Below are 8,566 nucleotides of genomic sequence, written 5' to 3'. Positions count from 1 at the left end.
CCCCCGCAACCGGACCCACCCCGCCATCCCATAGGAAACCAGCTTGTGCTGTTGCTACGGTTGTTGCCGTTGCTTCGGCGGGTGCAGGGCGCAGCCCTGCCAGGAGAATCCACCCCATTCAGGCAGGTAAGTGCAGGTCACAGGATAAGCAGACGCCTTGTTGTGCCCGCCCATCGGGTCCACATTCCTGTGCAGGAGACGGGCCACCGCCCGTTGTCGAGACAACAGGAGCCCTGCATGTCCGCTGCCCCCACCACTGCTGTTTCCCGCGATCCGGCCACCGGCCAGCAGATCGCCAGCCACCCCTTCGCCACCGACGCCGAGCTGGAAGCGATCCTGGATCGCGGCCAGGCCGGCTTCGCCGCCTGGAGCGCCAGGAGCCTCGAACAGCGCGCAGACGTATTGCGTGCGATGGCGGTGGTACTGCGCCGTGACCGTGAAAAGCTGGCCGCGCTGGCCACCGCCGAGATGGGCAAGGTGCAGGCCGAATCGCTGGCCGAGATCGAGAAGTGTGCCGTGCTGTGCGACTGGTACGCCGACAATGGCGCGCAGTTCCTGCGCGACGAACCGACCCAGGTGCCCGATGACAAGGCCTACGTGTCCTACCTGCCGCTGGGCGTGGTGCTGGGCATCATGCCGTGGAACTTCCCCTACTGGCAGGTGATGCGCGCGGCGGTACCGATCCTGATGGGCGGCAACGGCTTCCTGCTGAAGCCGGCCGAGAACATCGTCGGTACCGCGCAGCTGCTTGATGCCGCCTGGCGCGACGCAGGGCTGCCGGAAGGCACCTTCATTGCCGCCAACATCAGCCGCGACGGCACCAGCCGCGCGATCGCAGATGATCGCATTGCTGCGGTCACCCTGACCGGCAGCGTGGCCGCCGGCCGCAGCATCGCCGCCCAGGCCGGGCAGGCGCTGAAGAAGGTGGTGCTGGAACTGGGCGGCTCGGATCCGTTCATCGTGCTGGCCGATGCCGATCTGGACGCTGCGGTCGATGCCGCCGTGGCCTCGCGCTTCCAGAACACCGGGCAGGTCTGCATTGCCGGCAAGCGCATCATCGTCGAAGACGCGGTCTACGACCGGTTCGTGGCGCAGTTCTGCCAGAAGGTGCAGGCGCTGACCATCGGCGACGGCCGCGACCCGGCGAACCGCATCGGCCCGATGGCGCGCCAGGACCTGCTGGAGCAGCTGGATGCGCAGGTGCGGGCGTCGGTGGATGCGGGTGCGCAGCTGCTGGTCGGTGGCCACCAGCTGGATCGTCCGGGCGCGTTCTATGCCCCCACCGTACTGGCCGGCGTGGAGCCGGGCATGCAGGCCTTCGATACCGAGACATTCGGGCCGGTGGCCTCGATCAGCCGCGCCCGCGACGCCGATCATGCGGTGGAACTGGCCAACCAGAGCGAATTCGGCCTCAGCGGCAACCTGTGGACCGGCGATCGTGCACGGGCCATGCAGCTGGCGCGCCGGCTGCAGACCGGCGGCGTGTTCGTCAACGGTTTCTCCGCCTCGGACCCGCGCGTGCCGATCGGTGGCGTGAAGAAAAGCGGTTTCGGCCGCGAGCTCTCGCACTTCGGTATCCGCGAGTTTGTCAACGCGCAGACCGTGTGGTTCGACAAGCGTTGACGCGCGGCTTCCACCCTTCCTGCAACGATCCATCATCAGTCCAGCGAAAAGGACGGCATTCCAATGTCCAAGGGTTCAGACCTTCTCGTCGCCGCGCTTGAGAACGAAGGCGTCGAACGTATTTTCGGCATCCCCGGCGAGGAGAACCTCGACGTGGTCGAATCGCTCCGCCATTCCAGCATCGAGCTGGTCATCACCCGCCACGAGCAGGCGGCGGTGTTCATGGCGGCCACCTATGGCCGGCTGACCGGCAAGCCAGGTGTGTGCCTGGCCACGCTCGGCCCGGGCGCGCTCAACTTCACCACCGGTGCCGCCTACGCGCTTCTCGGTGCGTGGCCGGTGATCATGATCACTGGCCAGAAGGGAATCGTCGCCAGCAAGCAGGCGCGCTTCCAGATCGTTGACATCGTCAGCACGATGAAGCCGCTGACCAAGCAGGCGCGGCAGATCGTGTCGGCGCGCACCATCCCGACCATCGTCCGCGAGGCGTTCCGTGTCGCCCAGGAAGAGCGCCCGGGCCCGGTGTTGCTGGAGCTGCCGGAGGATATCGCTGCCGATGAGGTCGAGGGCGTCGCGCTGATTCCGCCGCACGCGGTGGATCGTCCGATTGCCAGCCCGGAGGCGTTGGATCGCGCGGCGGAGATCATCCGCAATGCCAAGCGTCCGCTGCTGATGATTGCTTCGGCGGCGTCGCGGCCGCAGTCCAGCGAAGCGCTGTCGGCGTTCGTGTTGCGTGCCGGCATTCCGTTCTTCACCACGCAGATGGGCAAGGGCGCGGTGGCCGGTGGCTCGGGCCTGTACATGGGCACTGCGGCGCTGACCGAGCGCGACTACGTGCACATGGCGATCGACCAGGCCGACGTGATCGTGACCATCGGCCACGAGGTCACCGAGAAGCCGCCGTTCGTGATGCGCCCGGGTGGGCCGACCGTGATCCATATCGGCTATTCGCAGGCGGCGGTGGAACAGGTGTACTTCCCGCAGGTGGAGGTGATCGGCGATATCGGCCGTTCGCTGACCCAGCTGGCCGACCGCATCGAAGGCGCGGTGCCCAATGCCGGTGCGCTGCTGCCGCTGCGTACGACGATTCTCGAGCACCTCGCCGATCGTGCCGAAGAGGCCGGGTTCACCCCGCAGCGGCTGGTGCACGACGTGCGCCAGGTGATGCCGCCGGACGGCATCGTGGCGCTGGACAACGGCATGTACAAGATCTGGTTTGCGCGCAACTACCGCACCCAGGTGGCGAATACGCTGTTGCTGGACAACGCGCTGGCGACGATGGGAGCGGGCCTGCCGTCGGCGATCATGGCCTCGATCCTGTACCCGCAGCGGCGGGTGCTGGCAGTGTGCGGCGACGGCGGCTTCATGATGAACAGCCAGGAGCTGGAGACCGCGCGGCGGCTGGGCCTGAACCTGGTGGTGCTGATCCTCAACGATGGCGCCTACGGCATGATCCGCTGGAAGCAGGCGGTGGATGGCTTTACCGACTACGGCATGACCTTCAGCAACCCCGATTTCGTGAAGTACGCCGAGGCCTATGGCTGCAAGGGCCACGAGGTGACCGCCATCGAGCAGTTCATTCCGACCCTGGAAGCGGCCTTCAACGAGGGTGGGGTGCACCTGGTGTCGGTGCCGATCGACTACTCGGAGAACGAGCGGGTGCTGGTGGACGAGCTGCGCCAGGCGTTCCCAGGAAACAGGTAGCTATCCAGGGTCCTGGCAGGGTCCCGGATGGGGTCAGATCCCTTTTGCCTCGCAAAAGGGATCTGACCCCAGGCTGCTACCGGGGCAGGGGGCGGCCGGGGCCGGGGCAGGGCGGTTTTGGTATGCTGGGCAACCGGCTGTGCCGGGCGCAACATTCCCCCTCACTACACGATTCCCGCAGATCCATGAGCGAAGCTACCGATACCCCCCCCGTCGACGAAAACAAGTTGATCGCCGAGCGCCGTGAGAAACTCAAAGCGCTGCGTGGGCAGGGCATCGCGTACCCGAACGACTTCCGTCGCGAGGACTTCGCCGGCCGCCTGCAGGAAGAGTTCGCCGACGCGGAGCAGTGGACCGCCGAAGCCCTGGAAGGCGCTGGCCGCCAGGTGAAGATGGCCGGCCGCCTGATGGCCAAGCGCATCATGGGCAAGGCCAGCTTCGCGCAGATCCAGGACGAGTCCGGCCGCATCCAGCTGTTCCTGCAGGGCGCGGTGCTGGGTGACGCCTACACCGCCTTCAAGGGCTGGGACGTGGGCGACATCATCGCCGTCGAAGGCGGCCTGACCCGTACCAAGACCGGCGAGCTGTCGGTCAAGGCCGAATCGATCCGCCTGCTGACCAAGTCGCTGCGCCCGCTGCCGGACAAGTGGCACGGCCTGGCCGACGTCGAGCAGCGCTACCGCCAGCGTTATGTGGACCTGATCGTGACCCCGGAGTCACGCGCGGTGTTCATCAAGCGCTCGAAGATCATCCGCGCCATGCGCGCGTGGCTGGACAACCGCGACTTCCTGGAAGTCGAGACGCCGATGATGCATTACATCCCCGGCGGCGCGGCGGCCAAGCCGTTCACCACCCACCACAATGCGCTGGACCTGGACCTGTACCTGCGCGTGGCGCCGGAGCTGTACCTCAAGCGCCTGACCGTGGGCGGCCTGGAGCGCGTGTACGAGATCAACCGCAACTTCCGCAACGAAGGCGTCAGCACCCGCCACAATCCGGAATTCACCATGATGGAGCTGTACGAGGCCTATGCCACGTACAACGAGATCATGGACCTGACCGAAGGCGTGATCCGCGACGTGGCCAGGTCCGTCAACGGTGGCACCGAAGTCGAGTGGGACGGCGCGAAGATCGACCTGGGTCCGGCGTTCCGCCGCTGGCGCATGGACGAGGCGGTGCGCCACCACAACCCGGAAATCTCTGCTGCCGACTGCACCGACCGCGACGCGCTGCTGCGCCATTGCGAGCGCCTGAAGATCCGCGTCAAGCCGTCTTACGGCTGGGGCAAGCTGCTGCTGGAGATCTTCGAAGCCACCGTCGAACACACCCTGATCCAGCCGACCTTCATCACCGACCATCCGGTGGAGGTCTCGCCGCTGGCCCGCGCCAACGACAATGATCCGGGCTATACCGACCGCTTCGAGCTGTTCGTCAACGGCAAGGAGCTGGCCAATGGTTTCTCCGAGTTGAACGATCCGGAAGACCAGGCCCAGCGTTTCCAGGCGCAGGTAGCAGCGAAGGAGGGCGGCGACGACGAGGCGATGCACTACGACGCCGACTACATCCGTGCGCTGGAGTACGGCATGGCCCCGACCGGCGGCCTCGGTATCGGCGTCGATCGCCTGGTGATGCTGCTGACCGGCAGCAGCTCGATCCGCGATGTGCTGCTGTTCCCGTACATGCGTCCGGAGCAGTAAGTCGCTTTCCTGACTCCTGATTGTGCGCGCCGTCTCGAAATGAGACGGCGCGATTGACGCCTCCCGCACTCGGCGTATCGTTAATGCACTACCTTGACGCCTGTTGTGGCTTGATCGGCGGCAGGGGGATGATGCATCGTGGAGAGTCCGCTTCACAATGCGACGACGATCATGAACCGGGACGTATGACACGGGAGCCAGGCCGATGCAGGGTGCGAGCGTTCGCAGCGGCAGAGTATCCTCGCCTGCTGATGATCCAGCATGGTCGAGAAACCAGGCAGAGTACGCCTTGAACATCGTCATTGTTGACGACCAGACGTCCGCCCGGACGATGCTGCGCCACGTCATCGAGGACATCGCGCCCGAACTGAGCGTGTATGACTTCGGTGATCCGCTGACTGCCTTGGCCTGGTGCGAGGCGCATCCGGTCGACCTGCTGCTGCTCGATTACCGCATGCCGGAGATGGACGGGCTCGAGTTTGCGCGCCGTTTCCGCCGCCTGCCCAAGCATCGCGACATTCCGGTGATCCTGATCACCGTGGTCGGTGATGAGCCGATCCGGCAGGCCGCGCTGGAAGCGGGTGTCATCGATTTCCTGGTCAAGCCGATCCGCCCGCGTGAACTGCGTGCGCGCTGCTACAACCTGCTGCAGCTGCGCCAGCAGACCGAGAACGTGAAGCAGCGGGCGTTGTCGCTGGAGCAGCGACTGCTGGCCAGCATGCACGAGGTCGAGGAACGGGAACGCGAGACTCTGTCGCGATTGGCCCGGGCGATCGAGTTCCGCGATGCCGGTACCAGCGCTTATCTGGAGCGCATGGCGCGCGTTGCAGGATTGATCGCCGAGCAGCTCGGCCTGCCCGAGGATGATGTCAGGCTGATCGAGATGGCTGCCCCGTTGCACGACATGGGCAAGATCGCCATTCCCGATGCGGTGCTGCTCAAGCAGGGCAAGCTCAATGAGGAAGAGCTGGCGATCATGCGCCGGCACCCGCGGATCGGCCATGAGCTGCTCAGTGGCAGCCAGAATCGTTTCATCCAGGTCGGTGCCTTGATCGCACTGCGCCATCATGAGCGTTACGACGGCAGCGGCTATCCCGATGGGCTGGTCGGGGACGCGATTCCGCTGGAAGCGCGCATCGTGGCCGTTGCCGATGTCTTCGATGCCCTGATTTCCCCGCGTCCGTACAAGGAAGCATGGACCATGGAAGCCACCCTGGCCTATCTGTATGCCCAGCGTGGCCGACTGTTCGACCCACGTTGCGTGGACGCGCTGCTGCGTGGCCGCGAACAGCTGGACCAGATCTGCACCGAGCATTCGATGGCCTCCGCGCGCCCGGGGCTGGGCGCGTGAAACGCCTGTGGTCGCAGCTGAGGCTGCGCCTGGCCCAACGCCAGGACAGTGAACACGGCCAGCAGATCGTCCGCATTGTCCTGATCAGCCTGATCCTTGTCTATGTGCTGCTGCCGGCACCGCGCCACGACCTGCCGCATGAGCAGTACGCGGGCGTGCTGGCGATCGTGCTGACAGGCCTGAGCCTGTCACTGCTGCTGTTCGGCTGGCTGCTGTGGCGACCGGAACGCTCCGATCCGCGCCGCGTGCTGGGCATGCTGGCCGACTACGGCCTGATCGCCGCCGGCATGGTGCAGATGGGCGAGCCACTGGCCTGGGTCTACATCGTGGTGATGTGGGTGACGGTCGGCAACGGCATGCGTTTCGGCAATCACTACCTGTATGTGGCGGTGGCGATGGCAATGGTCAGCTTCGGCTGTACCGTGCTGCTGACCCCGTACTGGGAGCAGAACTTCCGCCTGGCCATCGGTCTCTGGCTCGGGTTGGCGGCAGTGCCCCTGTACTTCTCGACACTGCTGCGGCAGTTGACCGAGGCGATGGCCGAAGCGCGCCGTGCCAGCGAGGCCAAGAGCCGCTTTCTCGCCAACATGAGCCACGAGTTCCGCACGCCATTGAATGGCCTCAATGGCATGACCGAAGTGTTGGCGACCACGCGCCTGGATGACGAGCAGCGCGAGTGCCTCAACACCATCCAGGCATCATCGCGCAGCCTGCTGGCCCTGGTGGAGGAGGTGCTGGACATCTCTGCCATCGAGGCGGGCAAACTGCGCGTGGTGGCTGAGGATTTCGCGTTGTCCGACGTGATCCAGGCGATCGGGCTGATCCTGCTGCCGCAGGCCAAGGCAAAGCGGCTGGACTACCGGGTGAAGATCGCCGACGGCGTGCCGCCACGGTTGCGCGGCGATGTCGGCCACCTGCGGCAGATCCTGCTGAACCTGGCTGGCAACGCAGTCAAGTTCACCGACCATGGCCGGGTGGAGATCCGTGTCGGCGTGGTACACGCCGACACCAGCGGCGCGGTGCGCCTGCGCTTCGACATCCTCGATACCGGCATCGGCGTGGCGCCGGCCATGCGTACGCGGTTGTTCGATGCGTTCGAGCAGGCCGACGTCAGCATGGCGCGCCGCCACGAAGGCACCGGTCTGGGGACGACCATCGCCAAGGGCCTGGTTGAAGCGATGGACGGTGACATCGGCTACCTGGAGAACCCGCCGCGCGGAAGTCACTTCTGGGTCGAGCTGCCGTTCGCGCCGCCGCAGCCGATGGTGCCGGGGGCGGTGCCGAGCCTGTCCGGAGATGAGGAGGTGGGGCAGGGTGGCAACGTGATCGCCTTTGCCGATCCGTTCCTGCGTCACCGGGCGCGCGTGCGCAGCATGCAGATCCTGGTGGCCGACGACCACGAGGCCAATCGCATGGTCCTGCAGCGCCTGCTGCAGAAGGCCGGCCACCGCGTGCTGTGCGTGGACGGCGGCGAAGCGGTGCTGGATGCGTTGGCCGACAGTGAATTCGACGCGGTCATCGTCGATCTGCACATGCCGGGCATGAGCGGGCTGGACATGCTCAAGGAACTGCGGGTGATGCAGGCCGGCGGTGGCCCGCGCACACCGGTGCTGGTACTCAGTGCCGACGTCACGCCGGAGGCGATCCAGCGCTGTACCCAGGCCGGTGCGCATGCATTCCTGGCCAAGCCGGTAGTGGCGGTGCGGCTGCTCGACACGCTGGCCGAGATCGCCAGCAACGCCCAGCTGAAGACCATGGCTGCGCCGGTGGTACGGCCGACGACGCCGCTGCAGGATGGCGTGCTCGACAGCAGCGTGCTGGACGAGCTGGCCTCGCTGGGCATGGGGGAGGGGTTCGAGCGTGAATTCATCCGCCAGTGCCTGGAGGATGCCGCGACCTGCATGGGCAAGGCCGAGCAGGCCGGCGAAGCTGCGCAGTGGGAAGTGTTCCGCGAACAATCCCATGCCATCAAGGGCGTGGCCAGCAACCTGGGCCTGATGCGGGCGTCAAGCCGCGCCGGCGAGCTGATGCGGATGGCCGACTGGCAGCTCAAGGCTGAATGGCGTACGCGCCTGGCCATCCTGCAGGACGCGATCAAGGAAGGCCGACGTGCGTTGGATGCACGGGCCGAACGCCGGAGCCGTGGTGCCGCTGATGACGGCGAGGCGCGCTGAGCCATGGCGTTGGACCG

5 protein-coding genes are annotated in these 8,566 nt (G+C 66.1%); all 5 read left to right on the top strand.

Translation table 11 applies throughout. The features are described 5' to 3' along the window. The first annotated feature begins 237 nt into the window (after positions 1-237). Positions 238-1,623: an NAD-dependent succinate-semialdehyde dehydrogenase gene (locus N5D91_RS20735; protein WP_180847591.1), complete on the top strand. Its 1,386-nt coding sequence runs from the start codon at positions 238-240 to the stop codon at positions 1,621-1,623. A 63-nt stretch (positions 1,624-1,686) separates the two neighbouring features. Then, positions 1,687-3,327 (top strand): acetolactate synthase large subunit, encoded by a 1,641-nt coding sequence (locus N5D91_RS20730; protein ID WP_153854882.1) that lies wholly within the window; start codon positions 1,687-1,689, stop codon positions 3,325-3,327. 185 nt (positions 3,328-3,512) lie between these two features. Beyond that, positions 3,513-5,024 carry a lysine--tRNA ligase gene (gene lysS, locus N5D91_RS20725; RefSeq protein WP_110712185.1) on the top strand — a complete coding sequence of 504 codons (1,512 nt, stop codon included), beginning with the start codon at positions 3,513-3,515 and terminating at the stop codon, positions 5,022-5,024. A gap of 205 nt (positions 5,025-5,229) precedes the next feature. After that, complete coding sequence (locus N5D91_RS20720; RefSeq protein ID WP_110712186.1) at positions 5,230-6,375, top strand: two-component system response regulator; 1,146 nt, start codon at positions 5,230-5,232, stop codon at positions 6,373-6,375. After that, positions 6,372-8,549: a response regulator gene (locus tag N5D91_RS20715; protein ID WP_180855066.1), complete on the top strand. Its 2,178-nt coding sequence runs from the start codon at positions 6,372-6,374 to the stop codon at positions 8,547-8,549. The genes N5D91_RS20720 and N5D91_RS20715 overlap by 4 nt, the downstream gene beginning before the upstream one ends. The last annotated feature ends 17 nt before the right edge of the window (positions 8,550-8,566 follow it).

Source organism: Stenotrophomonas sp. GD03794 (genome assembly GCF_029842145.1).
Taxonomy (GTDB): domain Bacteria; phylum Pseudomonadota; class Gammaproteobacteria; order Xanthomonadales; family Xanthomonadaceae; genus Stenotrophomonas; species Stenotrophomonas riyadhensis.
Note: the sequence above shows the minus strand (reverse complement) of the source record. Positions and strands in the feature narration are given on the sequence as shown.

What these genes read in the sequence shown, in the direction of transcription:
- N5D91_RS20735 (WP_180847591.1), top strand. Translation starts at nt 238, where the DNA reads ATGTCCGCTGCCCCCACCACTGCTGTTTCCCGCGATCCGGCCACCGGC.
- N5D91_RS20730 (WP_153854882.1), top strand. Translation starts at nt 1,687, where the DNA reads ATGTCCAAGGGTTCAGACCTTCTCGTCGCCGCGCTTGAGAACGAAGGC.
- lysS (WP_110712185.1), top strand. Translation starts at nt 3,513, where the DNA reads ATGAGCGAAGCTACCGATACCCCCCCCGTCGACGAAAACAAGTTGATC.
- N5D91_RS20720 (WP_110712186.1), top strand. Translation starts at nt 5,230, where the DNA reads ATGCAGGGTGCGAGCGTTCGCAGCGGCAGAGTATCCTCGCCTGCTGAT.